The sequence below is a fragment of the Silvanigrella paludirubra genome, assembly GCF_009208775.1.
GTDB lineage: Bacteria > Bdellovibrionota_B > Oligoflexia > Silvanigrellales > Silvanigrellaceae > Silvanigrella > Silvanigrella paludirubra.
The window spans coordinates 219,294-241,605 of record NZ_WFLM01000005.1 but is presented as its reverse complement, the minus strand read 5'-3'; the positions used below and the strand labels follow the sequence as shown (position 1 = coordinate 241,605).

Genomic DNA, 22,312 nt, shown 5'->3' with positions numbered 1-22,312 from the left:
TTACCAAAGATCTTTTGCTAACTTTATTTTCTTATATCTTTATTCATTAATACTTATAAACACCCTGCCCCGTTTTTTTTCCAAAATGTCCTGCGTCTACATATTTTTTAAGTAACGGACAAGGTCTGTATTTACTATCACCCAAACCATCGTGTAATACTTTCATAATAGCGTAACAAGTATCTAAGCCTATAAAATCGGCTAAAGTAAGTGGACCCATAGGTTGATTTGTCCCAAGTTTCATTCCAGCATCAATATCTTCTGCGTTTGCAATGCCTTCCATGAGAGTATAAAACGCTTCATTAATCATAGGCATTAAAATACGATTTACAATAAAACCAGGATAATCTTGAGAACAAACTGTTACTTTGCCCATTTTTTCAGAGAGTAATTTTGTAATTTCATATGTTTCATTTGATGTCGAATGGCCTCGAATGATTTCAACAAGTCCCATGATAGGAACAGGATTCATAAAATGCATTCCAATAAATTGCTGAGGTCTTAATGTGGCAGAAGCAAGTCGTGTAATTGGTAAACTGCTTGTGTTACTTGCAAAGGTAACATGAGCGGGCATTATTTTATCAAGTTGAGAAAATATTTCTTTTTTTAAAGCTTCATTTTCATGAATGGCTTCTATAATAAAATCAGCAGAAACAAGGTCAGATAACTGAGTTGTCTTTTTAATTCTACCTAAAATAGCTGGAGGATGTTCGTCTATTTTTCCCTTTTCAAATAATTTTGCGAGGCTTTTTTCAATTCCTTGGACAGCTTTATTTAACCCTTCACTGCGGTTGTCACATATTATTACTTGAAAACCAGCTTGTGCAGCTACTTGAGCAATGCCACTTCCCATTTGTCCCGCACCTATGACGGCAATTGTTTTAATTTGTGAAGTAAGAGCCATGCGATCCTCCTAAAATTTCATTCGTAATTTGAGCGTTCATGCGTTAGCAGGTATGTGAACTATATTTCCTTATTTTTATCAATCAAGGAAACGGAAAGAAAAAAAGAATACTTGAGATGTTGAAGAAGTTATGCTCAAGTCATAAGAGTTGACCTGTATTTGTGCAGGATTATTTTTTAAGGATTCTGAACCATGGCTATTGCTTACCAAACACCACTTCCTGCTCCCTATCCATCATTAACAGAGCAAGAATTGCGCGAACGTATTCAATCTGTAAGAAGTTTTTTTGGAAAAAAACTTGTTGTGCTTGCACATCATTATCAACGCCCTGAAATTGTGGAATTGAGTGATGTACGTGGTGATTCACTTCAATTAGCTCAATACGCTGCGCAGCAAACAGAAGCCGATTATATTGTTTTTTGCGGCGTTCATTTTATGGCTGAAGGTGCAGATATATTAAAAACAGGAAATCAAGTTGTTGTACTTCCGGACTTAGGTGCTGGTTGCGACATGGCTGACATGGCTGATGCAGATGATGTCATTGAGGCATGGGAACAACTGGTTGAAGTTGTTGGTCATGAAAGTATTATGCCTGTTACTTATGTAAATTCTACTGCAGCACTAAAAGCTTTTGTTGCTAAAAAAGGTGGTGTGATTTGCACCAGTTCGAATGCTGGAAAAATTGTGGATTGGGCTTTGAAAGAAAGAAAAATACTTTTTTTCTATCCAGATCAACATTTAGGAAGAAATACGGCGAAAAAGCTTGGAATTCCATTGGAATCTATGAATTTATGGAACCCTAAAAAACCTTATGGCGGTTTGGAAAAAGAAAATATTTTAAATACAAAAGTCATGTTATGGCAGGGGTGCTGTCCTGTTCACATGATGTTTAGTTCAAAACAAATTGATACCATTCGTGCAAAAGATCCTGAATTTAAAATTATTTCGCATCCTGAATGTTCCATGGAAGTCGTGGATAAATCCGATTGTGCTGGTTCTACCGATTTTATTGTAAAAACAATTGCAGCGAGTCCAGCTGGAAGTAAGTGGGCTGTTGGTACCGAATTAAATTTAGTAAATCGAATTGCCAAAGAAAACCCAGATAAAACCATAGTAAGTATAAATCCTTTTATGTGTCTTTGTGGAACAATGAATCGTATTGATCTTCCTCATTTAACTTGGGCTTTAGAGCAAATTAAAGCAGGTACGCCAAAAAATGTAATTACAGTTCAGGAGCCTGATCGTACTCTTGCAAAACAAGCTTTGGCTCGTATGTTAGAAATGAGTGTTACGTTATCAAAATAAGCTTTTTATTAAAGGTGGTCTTTTGTCAGACGAAAATATACAAAAAAACTTTTCTTCAAATCAGCCTGTGACTCCCATAAAAGAAATGGGCTTAGAAGAAATTATACAACTCGCAAATAAAATTGGCCTTGAATATGTAGAAAAAAGAAAAGAGGCAGAGCGCCTAGAACTTCTTCGTACATCTATTCGTGCAAAAATCATGAATCGTATTGAGTTAACAGGCGAAAAAATTCCCGAGGCACGATTAAAGCGGTTGGCAGAAGCAGATATGGAATATATCGAATTGCTAGAAAAAATTGTAAATTCTCGAGCAGAAACCGAAAAACTTCGAATCCGATATGAAAGTTATAAAAGTTTATTTGATGCTCGCAGAACCATGATCAGTTATAAAAAAATAGAATTAAAAACATTATAGGTAAAATGAGTGGAAAAGTTTATTGAACAACATAAAAAGCGACTTTGTTATATGCCATGGCTTTATTACTCATTAAAACCAAAACATTTAATTTGGGCAAAGGCTTGGCAAGATGAAATTCAATCTGCTTTACAAGAGCTAGAAACGGTTAAAATTGGGAGCAATTGTTTTATTTCCCCAAACGCAAATATTTTTGCAGAGCCTGGAAGAGATATTATTATTGGAAATAACGTAACAATTGCTTCGGATGTTTTTTTGCATGGACCAATAACAATTGCAGATGGTGTAAGTATTAATGCAGGAGTTTCTATTGATGGTGGTGTAAAAGGTGTTTCTATTTCATCGCACTCAAGAATTGCGAGTGGAACAAAAATTTATGCATTTAATCATGGTATGAATCCAAATCGTAACATAAAAGATCAGCCAGTCACATCTCATGGAATAGAAATTGGTGAAGATGTTTGGATTGGTGCAAATGTTTGTATTGCTGATAATGTTAAAATAGGAAATCATTCTGTAATTGGTATGGGATCTGTCGTAACAAAAAATATTATGGAATGGACTATTTGTGCTGGTAATCCTATTAAAGTAATTAGAAATAGAAAAGAAAAAAAATAATTTATTTTTTATAACTAAAAAATGTTTTCGAACCCGATTATAAAAGCTCCCCAAACACCAATTAAAATATGAGAAACACTGACTCCAATAAGAGAATTTTGTTTTGCAAACAGCCATCCCCAAAAAATACCAGGGATAAAAACAGACAAAGCAAATCCTGCACTAATATGTGAATGTCCACCAGCAAAAAGAATATTAGAGAGAATAATAGAAGACCACATAGTTTTTGTTTTAGAGCCTGTTAGAAATTTTTGGAGTGCAGACTGAATGCCACTTCTTACAATAAGTTCTTGAATGGGAACAAAAATAATATATCCAAACAAGGCCGCAAAATATACTTTTAAGCTGATATCTGCAGAAGTTTTAAAAATAGACATGGGGTCAAATAAAGGAAGGTGATGAAGTTTGGGATTAAAAGTAATTACAATATATTTAAGAAGCATTATAATCACTAATAAAGGAATCGTATATAAAATAGATTCAATGACTAATTTTCTCCAGTTTTCAATTGTAATACCAAAAGTTTTTAATGGGTAACCACTTTTAAGCATCATTGAAATTATAAAGTAACAAAACATAATTAAAACTATAATTGTAACTAAAGTTGAATTAGACATATAACTTTTTAGCTTTTGAAGCATTTGTAAACTAAGTGCATATAATGTTGTAATTGCTATAATATTAACCGCAAAATTGCCAATAGCAAGACGCTCTTTTAAAACCTCAACTGTGACTTCATTGGTGTAGCGTAGTCTTTTTGAGATTTTTTCACCAAAAAAAGATGTAAATTTAGCATAAATATCTAGGTAGTTTGGATCATTCTTAATTTTTTCAAGATCAAAACATAAAACGGTTGAAGGTTCTATTGCTTTTGCGCTTGCAGAGCGAGCCGCATTTTCAAAAAGTACCATTTCACCAACAATTTCACCTTTACTTAGTTTTGCTAAAGGGTAAAATCTATCTCCATTTTTTTTGATAATTTCTACACTGCCATCAATAATAATAAAAAATCTTTGTTCTAGTCTTCCTTCATGAATAAATATTTCTCCAATATTTAGTTTTAATTCATAACAAATTTCTTGAAGACGTTCTAATTGATTGTCATTTAAATCTTTGAATAGAGATATATCTTTAAATGATTCAATCATCTTTACTCCGAAATCTTATCTAATTTAGAAAATTAATTTAATGATTAAGGTTAAAGATAAATATTTTATTATCAATTAAACTTTTACATGAATTAGCATCAGCTGTTTTTGTAAAACTAAGTAAGAAAACAGTAATGAGTATAATTTTAAAATTAAATTTTTTTAAAAACGTTATCTTCATATAATTACCCTTGATAAATATTTTATTCTCTTTTTACATCGGAATAGCTATTCTTAATTTTAGATATTTATTTTTTGTATGGCCAGTGTTATCAACAATTTGCTTGTTTATGTCATTTTATTATAAAGGGCATGAAATAGGATTTATTTAAAAATAATATAGTGATTTCAGAGTATTAATAATCCCTTATTTTGGAGACGCACGTGAGCCATCAAAATATCCCCTCTATTGAAGTTAAAAATTTGATTCCGGTACGCAGAGCTCTTTTATCTTTGTCTGATAAATCGGGGTTAAAAGAACTTTGTGAGCTTTTAACAAAATGGGATTGTGAGCTTGTAGGAACGTCTTCGACATACAATGCCATCATAAATTTAGGTTTTTCCTGTTCTACCATTGATTCCATTACAAATTTTCCTGAAATATTAGGTGGCCGTGTGAAAACATTACACCCAAAAGTCTTTGGTGGCATTTTGGGAAGAGAACTTTTGGATTCTGATGCAAAAGACATGAAAGATCATGACATTAAACCCTTTGATATTGTTATCTGTAATTTGTACCCATTTCAAAAGACGTTGGCAAAAGGGGCAACAACAACAGAATTAGTTGAAAATATTGATATAGGTGGTGTTAGCTTACTAAGGGCGGCTGCCAAAAATCATGCTTCTGTTTCTGTTTTATGTGACTCTGCTGATTACGAATATTTTATGAAAGTAGTCTCTGAAAATCAGGGAAATACGACATTAAGTCTAAGAAAACAATTGGCAGTTAAGGCTTTTAGAGAAACGGCTTCTTACGACGAAATCATTTCTGCAACGCTAGAAAACAAATTTGAATTAGAAAACGAATTATCTTCAAAAATTGGACCCGTTAGAACGGAAAACGTAAATTCCATTTTAACCCTTCCTGATAACGTAACTCTTTCTTTAACAAAACAACAATCGTTAAGATATGGTGAAAATCCTCATCAAAATGCAGCATTTTACCGTATTTCTGATTTACAAAAAGAGAATAAAGTATGCTCTATTGCAAATATGAAGTGTTTTCATGGCAAAGAATTAAGTTACAATAATGTTTTAGATATTGAGCATGCAATTCGCTTGGCTACTGAATTTAAAGAAGATTATGCTGCTGTTATTTTAAAACACAACACACCTTGTGGTGTAGGCGTTTCAAAAGATTCTCTATTTCAAGCATATGTCAAAGCATTTGAGTCTGATCCGGTAAGTCCTTTTGGCGGCATTGTTTGTGTCACAAAAAATGTAACGGAAGAGTTGGCAAATAAATTATCAGAAACTTTTTTAGAAGTTGTTATTGCACCAAATTTCGATTCCAAAGCTCTCGAAATTCTTCAAAAAAAGAAAAATTTACGTTTAGTTACTTTTAATCCTGAATTGCCTTTAGCTAATAAAATCATTTTTACTCATGTCCAAGGTGGTTTTTTAGCGCAAAGTTCAAATGACATTGTTTTAGATTTTAACAAAGTAACATTTCCAACAACTGTTAAACCTTCGCCTGATATTATAAAAGCATTAACTTTAGGAATGACAGTTGTAAAACATGTTCGATCGAACGCCATTGTTTTAGCAAATGAATATCAGTCTCTATCTATTGCGGGTGGATTTACAAACCGTGTCGATGCCGTAGAGCAGTGTTTAAAAAAGATTCGACTTCCTTTAACAAATGCTATTTTAGCGAGTGACGCGTTTTTTCCTTTTCCAGATAGCATTGAACTTATAAATCAAAGTGGGATTAAGCATATTGTTCAGCCAGGAGGTAGTGTTCAAGATGCTGAAGTTATAAAAGCATGTGACAAATATGGAATTTCTATGATGTTCACGGGTAACCGTCATTTTAAACATTAAAATTTATTGATGTCACTTATTTTATAGTCAAAAAAATTTTTTCTAACCTGACAATAATTAAATATAAATATAAAATATCATATTATAAGTTTATCCAAAATAAATGAATTTCTATGTTTAGGAATTTTATGAGAATACGTTATTTTTTTATTTTATATATATTACTTATAATAAATGTTTTTGCTAATGCATCTCCTATTCAAATAGCTTGGGATTATAATTGTCCATGGATGTGTAATACATCTAAAAAACCTGGATTTTTATCAGAATTAGTTTCTGAAATTTTTCGATTATCAAATTTAAATATTGAATTTCAACGTTATTCTTGGCCAGTAGCAATTCACGAAGTTAAAGAAGGAAATGCATTAGGTTTACTTAGTCCATCAAAAGATGAAGCGGAAGGTTTTTACTTTCCTAATGAATCTTTAGGATTTCAGCAAATGTGTTTTTATGTAAATAAAAACTCAATATGGAGTTATAAAGACAAAAGTTCTATAGAATCTATTCATTTGGGTATTTCTCAATGGGCGAATTATAATGGATTAATGGAATATATTCATAATAATATTGATAATCCAAAAAAAATTAATGTAATAAGCTCAGAAGATATTTATTTAACAGGATTTGAAAAACTTTCTAAAAATGAATTCGAAGCTCTATTAATTAATCGAACATCAGCAATATATTATATAAATAAAAATAAGCAAAAAGATAAATTTAAACAAGTTGGTTGTTTGGAAAAAGAAAAAATTTATATTGCTTTTTCTCCAAAATATAAAAATAAAAGTAAATTTATTTCAGAAACATTTGATAAAAATATGATTAAATTAAAAAAGACATCATATATAAAAAAATTAATGAAAAAATACGATCTAACTGATATTGATTTTTAAAAGTGATTTCTTAAATAGATATATAGGGGATTTTATGCGGATTAAGTTGTATTTATCATTATTCATAATCACTTTATTTTGTAGCAATAAATTAAAAGCGGAATCTATTAATGTCGCATGGAATCCATGGTGCCCTTGGATGTGTGACTCAGATGAAAAACCTGGACTATCAGTTGAGATAGTGGAAAATGCATTTAAAAGTCAAGAAATTGATGTGCAATTTCAAAAATATAATTGGGCTTTAGCGGTGTCAGAAGTTCGTGATGGAAAAATTAATGGTTTACTTGCTCCTGCTAAACTTGAAGCTCCCGACTTTATTTTTCCGAAAGAACCTGTGGCTTATCAGCAAATGTGTTTTTATGTAAAAAAAGATAGCACTTGGGAATATAAAAGTATCGATTCTTTAAAAAATATTTCTATAGCTATTTCACAAGGTGCTCATTATCCTGGCCTTATGGAATATATAAATAAGAACAGCGATAAAAAAAATAAAATTAAAAATATTAGTACGGAAGATCTTTTTACAATAGGATTTAAAAACTTATTAAATAATACTTATCAAGCATTGGTTTTAGACTATGTTACTTCTGATTATTATTTAAAGAAAAATGACTTAATTGATCAGGTAAAAAAAGTAGGATGTCTTAAAACAGAATATTTATATTTTGCATTAAGTCCTAAAAATAAAGAAAAAAGCTTAAAATTATCTAGAATATTTGATGAATATATTGCGAACTATAAATCTACGGATTTTTACCAAAAATTATATGACAAATATAATGTTGAAAATTGGTCACAAAAAAAATAAAAATATTTTACATGGAGATTGTATATGAAAAAAATTACTTTATTTTTTATTATTATTTCTAGTATTTTATTTATGAGTAAAGCATTTTCATTTACAGAAATGCAAGAATGTGTAAGGTGGGTATTAGGAGCAGATGTTATAAATAAATTAGATACTGCAAAATCTAAAGAAGATAAGAAAAAAATAATAGAATCCTATAAAAAATTAGCACCTGCAAACGTACCCAAAAAGCTTGATGCTTGTATGACTCTATTTAAAGACTATAAAGACCCTAAAAATAAAAATTTAACTGCAAATCCTTGGGCAAAAACAGTTTGCTGTAACTGTTCGGGGTGGTGTGTCTTTGAATGGATTGCATTGGCATATTGCAATACTTGTATTTCTGATACAGGAGGAGAAAATTGTTGTAGTAGTTGCAATATGCCTGCTGCTCCTGGCGAAAGTTGTAAATAATTCTTTAATTTATAGCTTCTTAATTTAAATTTTTTTTATCAAGAAAATAAGCAAAAAATGAATTTAATAGAAAAAGGATAGACATTATTATAAAGCAATATTGAAATGATAAAAGTACTTCATTCGTGTTATTTATTATACCAAGTTTTGCATTATTTAGTGTTAAAAAAAAGTTTAAAAATAAAGCACTAAAACAAATTGCCATATTCATAGATAATTGTATTGAAGAGCTTTGGATACTTGTTGCATTACTTTTATCAATTGCTTTTATATCTAAATAACCTAAAATACTTGTTACTGAAATTTGTAATGTATAAAAAATACCAAATAAAAATCCAAAAATAATGATTAAATAAATGTTATTTTCTTTTATAAATGATAATAAAAGAACACAACATGAAATAATTAAAGGATTTATTATTAATATTTTTCTGTATCCAAAAGTTGAGACTAATTTTGAAACAAAAAATCTTATAAAAATGGCTCCAATAGCAATGGGAAGAACCATAATTCCAGAATGTAGTGGTGTCATTTTAAATTGTGATTGTAACAATATCGGAATTAAAAAAGAAATACCTCCTACAGATGAAATACTAATTAATAATTGAATATTAGCTATTTTAAATGTTTTTGTCTGAAATAATTTAAGGTTTATGATTGGATTTTTAATTTTTTTAGAATAAAAAATATAATATATTAAAATAATAGATCCTATAAACATTAAAATTATAAGAAATAATTTTGGAAATATTTTTTCACTTAAATTTTCAAGACTAAAACTAAGAAAGCTAAGTCCTAATGCAATTAAAATAAAACCCTTTAAATCTAGTTTTTTGAGATATATTGACTTTTCATTTTTAATAAATTTTAAAGAAAGCGAAAATAATATAATGCCTAATGGTATATTAACAAAAAAAATCCAGTGCCATGAGTAGAAAGTTGTAATAATTCCACCTAAAAGAGGTCCTATCATTTGCCCAAATAATGCTGGAATTGAAATATAACTCATAATTTTTATTAAATCGTTCTTATCAAACGTCTGAAGAATAATTAACCTACCAACTGGGGTCATCAGAGCTCCGCCGATGCCTTGAAGAATTCGATAAAAAGCAAGTTCGTAAATAGAATTCGAAAGACCGCAAAATAAAGAACTTATTGTAAAAATAAAAATGGCAGAACAAAAAATAGTCCTCGATCCAAATTTATCGGCAAACCAACCGCTAATTGGGATAAAAATCGCAAGTGAAATTAAATAACTTGTAATAGCTAACTTAATTGCAGTTTCAGGAACATTAAAACTTATTGCCATTTGTGGTATGGAAGTGTTTATTATTGTAGTATCAAGTAGTTCAATAAAAAATGCAAGAGAGATTAAAAATGCAATCATTATGTCGGGTTTGTTATTTTTCATAAAATCCTTTCATAAAACTTTCATTTATAATACTCACCAACAATCATGTAAAGTTTAAAATATATTATTTCATTTTTAAAACGAAGCAAATTAAGTTTTTAATCTTTTATTTAATTGACTAATAATGATTTTATGTTAAAATTTCATAAAATTGCTAGTAAATAGTTAATATATAAGGTTAGTCAAATTTTTATGTTTAAAAAAAACAATAACAATGAAAATAATTATTTATTTTATAAAATTATTTTTATGAGGCCTCATTATAAGGTTTATATATTTTTAATTTCTATAATAGCAACTATATTCTCTCTTATGGTTCCTTATTATCAAAAAATATTATTAGATAATTTATTAAAAATAAATACATTATCAATTCAAAATATCTTTTATAAATGTTTGTTTTTTATGTTTATTTTTGCTTTTTTATCACAATTACTTTTTTTCATTGGTAAAATTTTAAGTTATGGTGAAAGTAATTATATAAAAAAATGGTTATCTGATATTACTTACTCTAAAGCTTTGAGATTAAAAAATGACAATAAAAATAAATTATCTGTAGGACATTCTTTATCAATATATGCTAATGATATTCATACAGCATCAACTTTAATGGATGAAGTATTTCCAAACATTATGTCATATGTATTGCCTATTTTAATGGCTCCGATTGCTATCATTTTTATATTGGATATGAATCCATCATTAATTTTTTGTCTTATTTTCTCTATCTTATTTTTAAATTTTTCTTTTGCATTTAGGCAAAGTAAGTTTTTTTTTAAAAGTAAGCTACATGCATCAAATCGTTTGAGTTATGTCAATGAATGGATTCAAAATATAAGAATAATTAGGACTCTTGGTTGGACAAGGGTAATAGAAAAAAAAATTCAAGATTTAAGAATAGTAGAAACAAAAAATAGATTGCAAATGGTTACTAATGGAACAACTATGAATTCCATTGGTTATTCAGCTCCATTTTTTGTAAATATTTTGTCTGTATATATTCTTGTTAAGGTTAAAGGCAATGATATTTCAGCTGGACAAATTTTTAGTCTTTTATGGATTTTTGGAGTTTTATTAACACGTCCTATGCGCATGTTGCCTATTATGCTTGTTTCATTTTCTGATTGTTTTACATCATTAAAAAGAATTCAATCTTATTGGAATCAAAATCTTGAAGAAAAAAGTGTAAATTACTCTCCTGAATTTGATTCCAATATAAAAACCAATATTATTATAAAAAATCTTTCTTATAAAATTGATGGTATGTTATTATTAGATAACATTAATTTAGAAATAAAATCAAATGAATTCATAGCTATAATTGGTGAAATTGGTTCTGGAAAAAGTCTTATTTTACAGGCTATATTAAATATCATAAAAGTTAATTATAGTGAATTTAAAATAAATAATAAGCCTGTTGAAGAGATGTCATTGAGTCAAATAAGATCTTATTTTTGTTATGTTCCTCAGGATTATTTTATTATTAATTCTAATTTAAGAGATAATGTTGCTTTTGAGTATAATACCTCTCCTTATCAAGATCAAAGAATATTAGATTGTTTAGAATTATCTCAATTTGATATTAAAAACGAAAACATGAGTTTTGGATTAGATACAGAAATTGGGGAGAGAGGTGTTAATTTATCTGGTGGTCAAAAGCAAAGAGTTGCAATTGCTAGAGCTTGTTTTTCAGATAGGCCAATTATTTTATTAGATGATTGCTTAAGTGCATTAGATGTAAATACAGAAGATAAAATTAATGAAGTTTTATTTAATTCAGTTTGGAAAAATAAAATTAGAATTCTCGTAACACATAGACTCTCAATTTTATCAAAGTGTGACAAAGTTTTATTTATAAGAAATGGAAAAATAATTGAAAATGGTTCTTTTAATGAGATTTACAATAGATCAGAATCTGTCAGAGATTTTGTTTCTTCGATATCTCCATAAGGAGAAAAAATGCAAAAAAATAATTTTATAAATAATGAAATATCGTTTTCAGGTAAATATTCAAGTTCTATTTTTCAAACTATTTCTATGTCAATAAAGTTATATAGAAATAAATTTATATTTTATATTATTCTTGGTTTTTTAGGTAGAGCTTTTCTCTTAATAAATGCAAATATTATTGGAAAATGGGCAGATCATTTATGTAGAGGATCTCTTTACTGCGGAAATAGTAACGACATATTTTCTAATTTTAGTTTTTATGATTTTCTTTTTTTATTATTGTCATTGTCATTTATAGGATTGTTTTTATCTATTATATTTAGAGTGTTTGTTTCAAGAATGGGAACTTATTCTTCGTCACTTTTATATGATGAAACTACCCTACGTGTTTCAAGATTTCCCATTCGTTTTTTTGATACGAATCCTTTAGGAAGAATTATAACAAGATTTAGTTCTGATTATTCTTCTATAACAAGAATGTCAGGAGGTCCTTTAACAGAAGTTTTATCAATTACTTTTGATTTGATTTTATATATAATATTAATATTATTAGCAAGCTTTTATTTTTTTCCGATAATTTTAGTTTCTATCTTTTTAAATTATTATATATATAAATTAAATAAATTGAAAATAAGAAAAGAAAGAAGAAATTTAAGTATATCAAGAAGTCCTGCTATTGCGCATTTTGCAGAAACTGTTCAGGGCGCAAAGATAATACGAGTATTTGGAAAAGATTCAATTTTTATTAAGAAATTTAGCGAAAATATCGAAAAATATTTAAAGCAAATAAAGAAAACAAATTTATATATAAATTTATTTTCTTTACAAATGTCTATTTTAAACATTTCTTTGCTTCTTATGACTGGAATTTTAGGTGTATGGCTGGTTCAAAATAAGTTTATTACAGTTGGAAGTTTAGGCGTTGGGTTTACCTTTATATTAATGACATCAACAACTGTTCAAGTGTTTTTTGAATGGGTATCTGCATTAGAAGAAGCTCTAACTGGAATAGAAAGAATGGATCAATATTTAAAAAGTGATCTTGAAGAAGGAGGTGTTTTACCGAGTGAAGCTAAATTTTTAACTAATCATAAAATTTTATCCAAAAAAGAGGATAATGATATTCTTAATTCAAATATATTTAAATTAGATAATGCAGAGATTACAATAGATAATGTGTCATTGAGATATAGTGAAAATTTACCTTTTGTTTTAAAAAATGTTTCTTTTAAAGTAAAAAATGGAGAAAAAATTGGGATTATCGGTAAAACAGGAAGCGGAAAGTCAAGTTTAATACAAGCTATTTTTCATCTTTATTCTTTATATGAAGGACGTATTTGCATAAATAATTATGAAGCAGATTTGGGTCAAGATAAGAAAGAAGGTTATAAATATATAGATTTAAATTTATTCCGTTCTGCAATTTCATTTATATCACAAGAACCAACTATATTTTCTGGAACCTTACGAGAAAACTTTACAACCAATAAAAATATGAGTGATGATGAAATAATTTATGTTGCTAAACTTGTTGGATTAGGAAAAATGCTATCTAATGATAAAAAATCCCTAGACACGTTTTTACAGGAAAAGGGATCGGATTTGTCTTTGGGTGAAAAACAGTTAATTTGTATGACGCGCTGTTTACTAAAAAATAGTCCTATTATTTTGATGGACGAAGCCACAAGTTCTATTGATCCTTATTCAGAAGAAATATTGGTGAGCGCAACAAAAAAATTTCTTCAGGGAAAGACTCAAATAATTGTCGCTCATAGACTCTCAACAATAGAAGATTGTGATCGTGTCCTTTGGCTTGATTCTGGTAAACTTATAATGGACGGATCTGCAAAATCAGTTTTAAATGCATTTAAGAGTTTTGAAGGAACTAAGATACACTGAGGAGAGAAAATGAGTACTGAAAAGTGGATTATAGGAACAGGTTTTTCAAGAGGAATTGGATTTGAGTTAGCAAAAGTGATTAAGGATAATAATTATAAAATCATTCATCTTGGAAGAGGGCAATGTGGTTTTGAAGATGTGTTTATTTGGTGGGATTTATTAAATCCAATTAAGGAAACACCAATTTTAGAATTATCTAAAAGTTTATATGGAAAATCCATTGCAGGATTTATATACGGTGCGGGAGTAATGCCTGTTTTGGGAGTAAGTGAATCGAATCGAGCTGAAAAACACTTGTTCTGGCAATCTCAGGCAGAAGCTATGAGGGTGAATTATTTTTCTTGCGCTGAAATAATTGAAGATATCCTTCCTTTTATTATGAGCAAAAATGATGCTCAATCTAGCATTACTCCGTTTGTTGCTCATCTTTCTTCTTTGGCGGCTGTCGATCCTTTTCCTGGTTTGGAATTGTATGGAGCTACAAAATCAGCATGTTTATTATATTTTCAATGGTTGTCAAAACGTTTTGCCATGGATGAGCTAACCTGTCTTTCTGTTCATCCTGGAGCTGTTTTAACAGATATGGTAAATAATGTGATTCAAAATTCTCCTTCGGATTTAGAAATTGTAAAAATATATAAAAAAATGATACAAAATAAAGAATTAATGGATCCTAAAAGATCTGCTGAAAATATTTATAATTTTTTATTTACAGACTCTCCTATGAGAAATAATTCTCATGGAAAGCTTTATTTGGCAGATAAAAATGAAATATTTGCATATAAATAATTCTAATTCTTTTTAACTAAATAATAATTGCATACCAATTTATTTTATTTAATTGACCTATTGAATAATTAATTGTTTTTGATATAATTTATTTATATTAGAAAACCATTATTATTTAATAGGTTAAAATGTATAAATATATTTTATTAATTTTTATATTAAACGCTATTTTTTTATGTTCTTGTTCAAAATTTAATCCTTTTGATGATAAAGTTCAAACATCTTCTGATGGTGCTTATGTTATTGAAACAGGAATGACAGATGAAGAGCTTCTATCATATGGTCAAAATGTAGTTTATAGATTTAAATCTGTTCCAAATATGGTCGCTGTTAAAGAAATAAATATAGGGAAACAATCTCATAATTATATTTATCTAACTAATATTTATAATTTACCATTTGAAAATATAAAAATACGGATGAATAGTTTAAATAATTACAAAATACAAACAGACTTATCAAATTGCAATAGTTCTTATTGCGAAGCAAACTTTGATAAAACGTATAGTGAAATTAGCGCTAAAAATTTAACTTTAAATCCTGTCAATGTGGCGATAATTGATTCAGGAGTTATTCCTGCAACAATTCAAATAAAAAACAATTTAGTTTCTAGTTATAATTTAACTGGAATAATTGATACAAGTAGCTGGTCATCTCATGCAACATATATTGCATCAATTTTTACTGGAATAACAAAAGGAAACTCATTATTAAATGTTTACGCGAAAAATGTTAAGCTGAATTCAGTTAAAATTAATTTTGCTGAAGATAATATAAGTGATGATATGAAAAATTATGGTTCTATGCAACTTGCTGCAGCATTAGATACAGCTGTATATAGTGGTGCTAAAATTGTTAATTTAAGTTTATCATATCTTCAAGAACCAGATCAAAATGTAGAAATGGCTGAAAAAATTGTAATATCTAATGCATCTAAAAGTGGTGTTATATTTATTGTTGCAGCTGGTAATGATGGTAATAATTTTAATAAATTTCCAACCTATCCTGCAGCCTATAATTTAAATAATATGATTACTGTTGCTTCGCATGCATATAATTTAAGTTTAGCAAGTTCTTCTAATTATGGAGATAGTATTGAGTTATCTGCTCAAGGTTCTCAAATTGATTTAAATAGTAAAAATGGTTCTATTGATACAGTTGGTGGTACAAGTTTTTCTGGGCCCTTAGTTGCTTCTGCAATTTCTATTTACTTGGGTTTATTTCCAAATACAGATTTAAATACTTTATTAAATCACTTATTTTCAAGTGCTAATTCTTACTATAATCCAATTTATTCTTCAAAAAATATTACTTTAACAAAATATGGAAGATTAGACACAAAAGCTTTTATAGACTTGGGTTTTTCAAATATTCAATAATAATTTATATTGTAATATTATTGCAGATATTTGTTAATATTGTTTCATTTAAACCAATAGATGAAGCATCAATTAAATTGGGTATATTTAATAAATTTGTTTTGTCATTAGGGTCAATATAGTGAATTCCGCCAGTTTGAAAGTCTTTTGAACTTGAATTATTTACAGGTAAATTTTTATTATTTAAAAAGTTTAAAGGAATTATATTTGAATAATAAGGAACATTATAAGAAGGATCTAATTTTCTTGTTATATCAAACCATGATTTGTTAATTAATGCTTGCCAACTTACAAATGTATTTATAATATTTTCTTTATCAATTTCTCCAGAAATAAATCTAGAAAAAAAACTTGTCATTCCATCTTGAAAATATATATAATTTTTCCCGATAAGTGGATTTGATGGTGTGTCAATAGTTTTTAAAGAATAATAAATAGAGCTTTGTGGTGAAAAATTAATATTAGAGTTATTAAAAATTCTTAATGTTCTTGAATTCATATTTCCTACTGGAATAAAGCTTTGAGTTTTTATAAGATCAAGAAATAAATTGTTTTTTATTAATATATATTTATCTGTATTTGTTAAATTTGGATTTAATTGTATTATAGATACTCTTGGCCAAGAAGGAATATTGTATGTAATATTTTTATTTAGTATTTTTATTTGAGCGGAAATACATTGTACTAATAATTCCCAATTGCTGTTTGAATTTGTTGAGTTATTTAATGGAAAATTCCAGTTAGAATTTAAATTTCTTGCATAATAAGTATTTACAAAAAAATTTGAACTTATATTACTGTTATCCATTAAAATACCATTTTCATCAAAATACTGAATTTGATTTAATTTTGTTACTTTTTGCTGTTGTCCTGTTAATTGTATAAAAATGTTACTTGTATCTATGTTTTTTAGTGAGGAATCTAAATTTAAAGGTGTAGTTGTAATAACAAAACTCGATGGGTCTAAATTTTTTATTGCTCTTGTTAGGGAATTATTATCTATAAAATCGGGCAAATTTTGGACAAAATTATTTAATATATCTTCTGTCAATATTTCGTTTAAAACTTGATCTTTATTTATAAAATTTTCTTTTTGTTTGATAATATTTTCGCTATAATTGACAAATATATTATTTAAACTATTAAGAGAATTGGTACTTTTGTCTAGTGAAGCTCTTGTCATTTCTCGTGGGTTTTGAAGTGGTGAAAAATCAATTTTTTCAAAACCATAGGGGATAGAGTCATTATTTTTTAAAAAATTTGGAATACACGAAATATTAAAAAAAATCAAAAAAACTGTTAATAGAATATGCGTAATGATTTTTTTCATAATGGCATAACCTTCTCATAAAATATAGTTTAGTTTATTAAAACTATGTTTTATGTTAGCAGTTTATTTCATTTTTACAAGATGATAATCCTTTTTTCCTTTTCTTAATATAATAGCATTTTGTTCTGTATTAAAATCTTTTTCAGATATTTTATAATTAAAATCTATAAGTTTTTCGCCATTAAAATTAAGTCCATTACCTTGGACAAGTTTTCGTGCTTCCCCTCTACTTTGAGAAAAACCACATTTCATAATTAATGATAAAATATCTATTCCTGTTTCTAATTCTACTTTTGTTAGGAAAATGCATGGAGCGTGAGAGAGATCTCCCGTTTGGCCTGAAAAAAGAATTTTAGAAGCCTCTAATGCTTTCATAGCTTCTTCTTCACCATGAACAATTTTTGTAATTTCGAATGCCATTTTTTCTTTAACTTGATTGATATTTGGATTTGAAAAAATATCTTCAATTTCATTTGTATTTAAAAGAGTAAACACCTGAAACATTTTAAGGACATCTGCATCATGAACATTCCTAAAAAATTGGTAAAAATCATAAGGTGACACTAAATTAGGATCGAGCCAAACTGCATTTCCAGCTGTTTTTCCAAATTTTTTCCCATCACTTCCAACTAAAAGAGGAGTTGTAACAGCAAATGCTTTTCCACTATTTACTCTTCGAATTAAATCAGCACCACTTAGGATATTTGACCATTGATCATCTCCACCAAATTGCATTACGCAATTATAATTTTTATATAGGTGGAGAAAATCAAAAGACTGTAGCAATTGATAACCAAGTTCCATAAATGTAAGTCCGCCTTCATTAAAGCGGGTTTTATTTACTTCTGCAGATAATAATCTTGCTACAGTAAAATGACTTCCAACATCTCTTGTAAAATCTATCCAGCTCATTTTGCCAATCCAATCAATGTTATTTACAAATATTGGTGGATTAGGCACATCAAAACGAAAATAACGATTCACAAGTAATTTAAAGTTTTCTATATATGATGCTATTTGTTCTTTTGTATTCATGGGTCTCATTTCGGTTCTTCCTGTCGGATCTCCGATGAGTCCTGTGGCTCCACCGAATAAAACAATAGGTTGCAAACCTGCATCTTGAGCGCGTCTTAACATCATTAAGGCTGCTAAATTACCAACATGCAGACTTGCTGCCGTAGGATCAAAACCACAATAGACAGAATATCTCTCTCCTTTTTCATTTTGATTTCCTTTTTGGAGCAGTTGTTCTAATTCTTCTTCGTGGCTAATTTGTGCAATTAGACTTCGTTTACGGAGTTTCGTGATAAAAGAATTGTTTGATGTCATGATTTTCTGCCCTTTCTATATGGAAAGCATCCTTTGGAGCCCATTATGTCTTTTAAACTAAAGAAAATATTTCTTGTCCAGTTTTGTTTATCAAACCTTATGATTTCTTTTTCATCAAATGCAGAGGATATAAAACCTTCAAAAGCGATAAATGCTCCAACATCTTCTTTTGCTGCTTCCAGTGGAGCAGGGGCTTCAGCTCCAGGTGATGCTTCTATGATGGACGCAAACCCAGCAATATTGCCAGCACTAAAAAAACAATATTCTGTTTTTGGAGGTGGTTCTTGGCAAAAAGATTTTGATCTAATTGAAGCCGGAGTTTTTGATTCAACAACAACTCCTGTAGCCATGGTATTTCGTGGTAGAGAAACGATTCCTAACGATACGAGAACCCGTGATCGGAGTTTTAAAGTTGGACTAGGGTATCAAATTCCTTCAATTCCAAACTTAAGTGTTGGTCTCTCTGGTGAATATCAGCAACTTAGTTTATTTGAAAATTGGTCATGGAAAAAAGATAATTATTTAATGGGAGCAGGTCTATTTTACCAAATTAATTTATCACCAGAAAATCCTCTTTTTTTAGGCTTGAGTACAAATGGCCTTTTTGATAAATATAATGCTAATATTACAGATGTAGGAGTTTCTATTGTTACCTTAAATAAGTATGTCACACTTAGTACAGATGCGCTCATTGATTCTAATAATGGATTTCAAAGCGTTGTAGGCGGGATTAATATTGCTACTGAATCATATTTTGATCTCAAAGGAAGCATTGGATACAATCCAAATCACAGCCGATTTTTTTGGGGGTCTGGAATTTTTTTCAAAGCACCAGTACTTCATCTCTATTATACGCTTGTCAAGACTGATTCCGATGATACAACAATCAGGCAAACAGCGGGAGTTGAACTCGCCTTCTCTCTTTAATTTTTAAATATGTCAGATCCATTTGGAGGAAAAATGGCAATTACGGACGGCCCTAATTCTCTTTTTATTTCGTCTCAGTCTAAATCCGCATCGCGTGTGGGTCATGACATTTTAGCATACTGTAATCGTTGCAAGATGAATTTAACTCATACTATTGTAACTATTGAAGCTAATAACAAACCTGGCAGGGTGCAATGCAACACTTGTAAGTCAGAGAAACAATATCGTTCACCAAAATCAGAAGCTGCTTTAGCAAAAGGAGGGAAACGAGAAATGGAACGAGATGAAGAACAGGATTTAGACTTAGATGCTGGAGCAAAAGTCTTAATAGGAGAGGATGGTTCTCCTAAAAAGAAAAGCAAAGCTAAAGCAAAATCGCGTAAAAAAGAGGATTCAGATAGTAGAGTGTCAAAAGGAAATCACCAATTGCCTCTAAGTATGCAGTCTGGAACCACAGAAGACATTGCAAATTATGAAGCTCGGTTGAGCGCTCAAAAAAATAATGTCTCTCAAGCTAAAGAGTATAAGGCTTCCGTACGATTTAAACCTGGTGAAATAGTTCATCATAAATCTTTTGGAATAGGCTTTGTGGTCGCTGAAAGTGGTTTGAATAAAATTGAAGTTCTTTTTCCTCAAGGAAGAAAGCTTCTTGCAACAGGACTTGGCGGTTAGTTCTAAAAATATTCATACTCTCAGCATTCTTAATAAAGCGCATATTTTTTAAGGTTATTTAAAATGTGATGCTTTAATCTGGAGGTTGTTGAGTGTGGACAATTCTGATCTTTTTAAGATGTTTGGATTAAGTCCTCCAGACCCATTTAGTACAGACCTTCTCATTCATGTGGGTGAAACTCATAATGAAATTCGTTTAATCATCAAACACCATCTAAATAAATTAGGTTTTAATAATGTTAGGACAGATAGGGACGGTCATGCATCCTTAGCTGAACTGAAAGTAAAACCTGCACATATAGCTTTAGAAGGCGATGATCTTGAAGTTTTAAACGGCTATGATATGATAAAGGAACTTAATGAAGATCCTGCTGTCTATCGCCCTGCCTTTATTCTGGTTTCAAAAGCTTTAAATAAAGCAGAATTAATGTATGCCCTAGAAATGGGAATAGATGACATATTAATTCGTCCTATATCGCAAGGAGATTTGTTACCTAAAATTAGAAGTGCTTATAGTGCATTTATCAATCCAAAAAACCCTGAACGTGTTTATGAATTTGCAAAATCAAAATTACGTACTGAAGATTATGAGCAAGCTTTTAAAGTTTATGAAAAATTGACGCAAGTTTCAGATAAAGCAGCGCGCCCCTATATTGGAATGGCAAGGACAAAACTTGCCCTAAAACAAATGGATGAAGCGTTAACTTATGTAAATTCGGGTATCGCAAAAAATGAAAATTATATTCATGCTTATGTTGTCCGTGCAGATATATATGCAGCTATGAATGATGATGCAAAATCATTAGAGGATTTAAAAAAAGCGCTTTCGTTAAGCCCAATGAATATTATCCGTTATGAAGGCTGTACGGAATCTTTAATAAAACAAAATAAAATTGATGAATGTATTCAGCTTTTAATGATTGGAACAACGGCTGGATTAAGACATCCTTATATTATTGAAAGATTAGGTTATTGTTACTTTGTTAAAAAAGACTATCCTAATGCCCTAAAATTACTAAAAGATGCAGTACGGTTGGATCCTGAAAATGTGAGTTTTGCGAACTCGCTAGCAATTTGTTACCGAGATTCAAAAGATTTTGATAAAGCCTTACAAACCTATAATCAGATTTTGAAGAAACAACCCGATAACCATCTTGTCTTGTTTAATAAAGCAATTACCTTAGTTCTTTGGGATAAAAAAGATGAAGCGATTAAGATTTTAAGAAGAATCCTTAAAATTGATGCAAATTATACCAAAGCTAAGGATAAATTAACAGAATTAGGTGCCAGTATTGAAGAATGATTTGAGCGGAGAATTGTAATGGAAAAAGAATTACCGTTTGCAAAAGCACAAAGTTCAGAGCAAATGCTCATGCAACTTCTTTTTCATTTTTCTATTTTAATGGAATATCAACTCATAGACTTACAATCTAATGTAAGAGCTTTTGTCGAAGCCATGTCTGAAGCAATTCAAAAGATGGATAATCTTGTTGTCGAAGAAGGACAAAGTGCTCAAGAAATATATGAAAGTTTGTTTAGTAAAGCGGGTTCTGAGGCTACAGCATTAAATCAAAGAGCTAATTTTAGGGCAGATGATATTTTTGCTGAAGCGTCTGGGCAAGATAAAAATGATACAAATAAAACAAATGATTCAAATAAAACAAATGCTGCAAATTCAACAAACGCAGCAGGTTCTGCAAATGCTAGCAATGCTTTTGACCAAATCTGGTCTGAGATATCAAAAAGAATTGAAAGTGTTTCCCGTTTAGAAGAAAGATTAAGACCTCAAGTTTATACAATGATTCAATCTTTAAACTTTGAAGATATTCAAACACAAAGAATAGAGCACGCTTTAACAGCGCAAAGAAAATTGAATGAAGGGATGATTAAGTTTTTAAAAAAAGGAATTCAAAATTGTGATTTAAAAGAAGTGCTTGAGTTTTCAGTAAATTTAGTTAAAGAAACAAAAGCATCTTATACTATGTCAGATGAAAGAAGAGTCTTTGAGCAAGTTTTTTATGAAGATATAAAAAAATAAG

The 22,312-nt window shown here is 29.4% G+C and carries 20 protein-coding genes; 15 read left to right on the top strand and 5 right to left on the bottom strand.

Features of this window, described 5'->3' with window-relative positions; translation table 11 throughout:
* Positions 1 to 46: 46 nt before the first annotated feature.
* Positions 47 to 904, bottom strand: coding sequence for a 3-hydroxybutyryl-CoA dehydrogenase (locus GCL60_RS14375; RefSeq protein WP_153421372.1), 858 nt, complete (start codon positions 902 to 904; stop codon positions 47 to 49).
* Between the two features lie 192 nt (positions 905 to 1,096).
* Here GCL60_RS14375 and nadA point away from each other — a divergent pair, with 192 nt between their 5' ends.
* The 3 genes from nadA to GCL60_RS14360 are packed head-to-tail and all read left to right on the top strand — an operon-like array spanning position 1,097 to position 3,242.
* Positions 1,097 to 2,209: a quinolinate synthase NadA gene (gene nadA / locus GCL60_RS14370; RefSeq protein WP_153421371.1), complete on the top strand. Its 1,113-nt coding sequence runs from the start codon at positions 1,097 to 1,099 to the stop codon at positions 2,207 to 2,209.
* Positions 2,210 to 2,231: 22 nt separating this feature from the next.
* Positions 2,232 to 2,624, top strand: a complete 393-nt coding sequence (locus tag GCL60_RS14365) for a hypothetical protein (protein WP_153421370.1) — start codon at positions 2,232 to 2,234, stop codon at positions 2,622 to 2,624.
* A gap of 51 nt (positions 2,625 to 2,675) precedes the next feature.
* Positions 2,676 to 3,242, top strand: a complete 567-nt coding sequence (locus GCL60_RS14360; protein ID WP_153421570.1) for an acyltransferase — start codon at positions 2,676 to 2,678, stop codon at positions 3,240 to 3,242.
* Between the two features lie 14 nt (positions 3,243 to 3,256).
* Here GCL60_RS14360 and GCL60_RS14355 read toward each other — a convergent pair whose 3' ends face one another.
* Positions 3,257 to 4,390, bottom strand: coding sequence for a cyclic nucleotide-binding domain-containing protein (locus GCL60_RS14355; RefSeq protein WP_153421369.1), 1,134 nt, complete (start codon positions 4,388 to 4,390; stop codon positions 3,257 to 3,259).
* Positions 4,391 to 4,774: 384 nt separating this feature from the next.
* Between GCL60_RS14355 and purH the strand changes: the two genes are divergently transcribed.
* The 4 genes from purH (at position 4,775) to GCL60_RS14335 (ending at position 8,587) form a co-directional block, all read left to right on the top strand.
* Positions 4,775 to 6,433: a bifunctional phosphoribosylaminoimidazolecarboxamide formyltransferase/IMP cyclohydrolase gene (purH, locus tag GCL60_RS14350; protein WP_161998230.1), complete on the top strand. Its 1,659-nt coding sequence runs from the start codon at positions 4,775 to 4,777 to the stop codon at positions 6,431 to 6,433.
* 128 nt (positions 6,434 to 6,561) lie between these two features.
* The gene (locus GCL60_RS14345; RefSeq protein ID WP_161998229.1) at positions 6,562 to 7,326 is read left to right on the top strand and encodes a substrate-binding periplasmic protein; all 765 of its coding nucleotides are present in this window, start codon (positions 6,562 to 6,564) and stop codon (positions 7,324 to 7,326) included.
* Between the two features lie 34 nt (positions 7,327 to 7,360).
* Positions 7,361 to 8,134 (top strand): substrate-binding periplasmic protein, encoded by a 774-nt coding sequence (locus GCL60_RS14340; protein ID WP_153421366.1) that lies wholly within the window; start codon positions 7,361 to 7,363, stop codon positions 8,132 to 8,134.
* 24 nt (positions 8,135 to 8,158) lie between these two features.
* Positions 8,159 to 8,587: a hypothetical protein gene (locus GCL60_RS14335; RefSeq protein ID WP_153421365.1), complete on the top strand. Its 429-nt coding sequence runs from the start codon at positions 8,159 to 8,161 to the stop codon at positions 8,585 to 8,587.
* A gap of 19 nt (positions 8,588 to 8,606) precedes the next feature.
* On the opposite strand, the gene GCL60_RS14330 is transcribed toward GCL60_RS14335, so the two are convergent.
* The gene (locus GCL60_RS14330; protein ID WP_153421364.1) at positions 8,607 to 9,998 is read right to left on the bottom strand and encodes an MFS transporter; all 1,392 of its coding nucleotides are present in this window, start codon (positions 9,996 to 9,998) and stop codon (positions 8,607 to 8,609) included.
* A 192-nt stretch (positions 9,999 to 10,190) separates the two neighbouring features.
* Here GCL60_RS14330 and GCL60_RS14325 point away from each other — a divergent pair, with 192 nt between their 5' ends.
* The 4 genes from GCL60_RS14325 (at position 10,191) to GCL60_RS14310 (ending at position 16,015) form a co-directional block, all read left to right on the top strand.
* A complete protein-coding gene (locus GCL60_RS14325; protein ID WP_153421363.1) occupies positions 10,191 to 11,948 on the top strand; it encodes an ATP-binding cassette domain-containing protein in 1,758 nt (585 codons plus the stop codon).
* 9 nt (positions 11,949 to 11,957) lie between these two features.
* Positions 11,958 to 13,847 carry an ABC transporter ATP-binding protein gene (locus GCL60_RS14320; protein WP_153421362.1) on the top strand — a complete coding sequence of 630 codons (1,890 nt, stop codon included), beginning with the start codon at positions 11,958 to 11,960 and terminating at the stop codon, positions 13,845 to 13,847.
* A 9-nt stretch (positions 13,848 to 13,856) separates the two neighbouring features.
* Positions 13,857 to 14,636, top strand: a complete 780-nt coding sequence (locus GCL60_RS14315) for an SDR family NAD(P)-dependent oxidoreductase (protein WP_153421361.1) — start codon at positions 13,857 to 13,859, stop codon at positions 14,634 to 14,636.
* Between the two features lie 128 nt (positions 14,637 to 14,764).
* Positions 14,765 to 16,015 (top strand): S8 family peptidase, encoded by a 1,251-nt coding sequence (locus GCL60_RS14310; protein ID WP_153421360.1) that lies wholly within the window; start codon positions 14,765 to 14,767, stop codon positions 16,013 to 16,015.
* A 4-nt stretch (positions 16,016 to 16,019) separates the two neighbouring features.
* Here GCL60_RS14310 and GCL60_RS14305 read toward each other — a convergent pair whose 3' ends face one another.
* Positions 16,020 to 17,345: a hypothetical protein gene (locus GCL60_RS14305; RefSeq protein WP_153421359.1), complete on the bottom strand. Its 1,326-nt coding sequence runs from the start codon at positions 17,343 to 17,345 to the stop codon at positions 16,020 to 16,022.
* 63 nt (positions 17,346 to 17,408) lie between these two features.
* Positions 17,409 to 18,674 (bottom strand): tyrosine--tRNA ligase, encoded by a 1,266-nt coding sequence (gene tyrS / locus GCL60_RS14300; protein ID WP_153421358.1) that lies wholly within the window; start codon positions 18,672 to 18,674, stop codon positions 17,409 to 17,411.
* Between the two features lie 45 nt (positions 18,675 to 18,719).
* Here tyrS and GCL60_RS14295 point away from each other — a divergent pair, with 45 nt between their 5' ends.
* The 4 genes from GCL60_RS14295 to GCL60_RS14280 all read left to right on the top strand — a co-directional run bounded on the left by GCL60_RS14295 (position 18,720) and on the right by GCL60_RS14280 (position 22,311).
* Complete coding sequence (locus tag GCL60_RS14295) at positions 18,720 to 19,601, top strand: hypothetical protein (protein WP_153421357.1); 882 nt, start codon at positions 18,720 to 18,722, stop codon at positions 19,599 to 19,601.
* Between the two features lie 33 nt (positions 19,602 to 19,634).
* Complete coding sequence (locus tag GCL60_RS14290) at positions 19,635 to 20,273, top strand: hypothetical protein (protein WP_153421356.1); 639 nt, start codon at positions 19,635 to 19,637, stop codon at positions 20,271 to 20,273.
* Between the two features lie 94 nt (positions 20,274 to 20,367).
* Positions 20,368 to 21,576, top strand: coding sequence for a tetratricopeptide repeat protein (locus GCL60_RS14285; RefSeq protein WP_153421355.1), 1,209 nt, complete (start codon positions 20,368 to 20,370; stop codon positions 21,574 to 21,576).
* 18 nt (positions 21,577 to 21,594) lie between these two features.
* Complete coding sequence (locus GCL60_RS14280; RefSeq protein WP_153421354.1) at positions 21,595 to 22,311, top strand: hypothetical protein; 717 nt, start codon at positions 21,595 to 21,597, stop codon at positions 22,309 to 22,311.
* Position 22,312 lies beyond the last annotated feature (1 nt).

What these genes read in the sequence shown, in the direction of transcription:
- GCL60_RS14375 (WP_153421372.1), bottom strand. Translation starts at nt 904, where the DNA reads ATGGCTCTTACTTCACAAATTAAAACAATTGCCGTCATAGGTGCGGGA.
- nadA (WP_153421371.1), top strand. Translation starts at nt 1,097, where the DNA reads ATGGCTATTGCTTACCAAACACCACTTCCTGCTCCCTATCCATCATTA.
- GCL60_RS14360 (WP_153421570.1), top strand. Translation starts at nt 2,676, where the DNA reads ATGCCATGGCTTTATTACTCATTAAAACCAAAACATTTAATTTGGGCA.
- GCL60_RS14355 (WP_153421369.1), bottom strand. Translation starts at nt 4,390, where the DNA reads ATGATTGAATCATTTAAAGATATATCTCTATTCAAAGATTTAAATGAC.
- GCL60_RS14345 (WP_161998229.1), top strand. Translation starts at nt 6,562, where the DNA reads ATGAGAATACGTTATTTTTTTATTTTATATATATTACTTATAATAAAT.
- GCL60_RS14340 (WP_153421366.1), top strand. Translation starts at nt 7,361, where the DNA reads ATGCGGATTAAGTTGTATTTATCATTATTCATAATCACTTTATTTTGT.
- GCL60_RS14335 (WP_153421365.1), top strand. Translation starts at nt 8,159, where the DNA reads ATGAAAAAAATTACTTTATTTTTTATTATTATTTCTAGTATTTTATTT.
- GCL60_RS14330 (WP_153421364.1), bottom strand. Translation starts at nt 9,998, where the DNA reads ATGAAAAATAACAAACCCGACATAATGATTGCATTTTTAATCTCTCTT.
- GCL60_RS14325 (WP_153421363.1), top strand. Translation starts at nt 10,191, where the DNA reads ATGTTTAAAAAAAACAATAACAATGAAAATAATTATTTATTTTATAAA.
- GCL60_RS14320 (WP_153421362.1), top strand. Translation starts at nt 11,958, where the DNA reads ATGCAAAAAAATAATTTTATAAATAATGAAATATCGTTTTCAGGTAAA.
- GCL60_RS14315 (WP_153421361.1), top strand. Translation starts at nt 13,857, where the DNA reads ATGAGTACTGAAAAGTGGATTATAGGAACAGGTTTTTCAAGAGGAATT.
- GCL60_RS14310 (WP_153421360.1), top strand. Translation starts at nt 14,765, where the DNA reads ATGTATAAATATATTTTATTAATTTTTATATTAAACGCTATTTTTTTA.
- GCL60_RS14305 (WP_153421359.1), bottom strand. Translation starts at nt 17,345, where the DNA reads ATGAAAAAAATCATTACGCATATTCTATTAACAGTTTTTTTGATTTTT.
- tyrS (WP_153421358.1), bottom strand. Translation starts at nt 18,674, where the DNA reads ATGACATCAAACAATTCTTTTATCACGAAACTCCGTAAACGAAGTCTA.
- GCL60_RS14295 (WP_153421357.1), top strand. Translation starts at nt 18,720, where the DNA reads ATGTCTTTTAAACTAAAGAAAATATTTCTTGTCCAGTTTTGTTTATCA.
- GCL60_RS14290 (WP_153421356.1), top strand. Translation starts at nt 19,635, where the DNA reads ATGGCAATTACGGACGGCCCTAATTCTCTTTTTATTTCGTCTCAGTCT.
- GCL60_RS14280 (WP_153421354.1), top strand. Translation starts at nt 21,595, where the DNA reads ATGGAAAAAGAATTACCGTTTGCAAAAGCACAAAGTTCAGAGCAAATG.